Raw genomic sequence first — 232 nt, forward strand, 5'->3', positions numbered from 1 at the left:
AATTACTGATTCAGCTGTTGGAGTTTGACCTAAACCTGTGGTTACATCATCCTTGGCGGTTGCTTGGTATTGGACGTTGTCCTTAACGTTTACTTTAACTGTTGTTTGATCCTTTGTTCCATCTGGGTAGGTTACTGTTACGGGAACATCATAACTACCGGATAGGGTTCCGGTTGGTACATCGACTGTTACTTCACCAGTTTTTTGATCTACATCACCTAACTTCATGCCT

The 232-nt window shown here is 42.2% G+C and carries 1 protein-coding gene; it reads right to left on the reverse strand.

From position 1 onward, the window contains the following. On the reverse strand, positions 1-232 hold a 232-nt coding region (locus tag FC36_RS11915), incomplete at both ends, for a YPDG domain-containing protein (protein WP_156409556.1).

The sequence above is a fragment of the Ligilactobacillus equi DSM 15833 = JCM 10991 genome (genome assembly GCF_001435735.1).
In the GTDB taxonomy this organism is placed as follows: domain Bacteria; phylum Bacillota; class Bacilli; order Lactobacillales; family Lactobacillaceae; genus Ligilactobacillus; species Ligilactobacillus equi.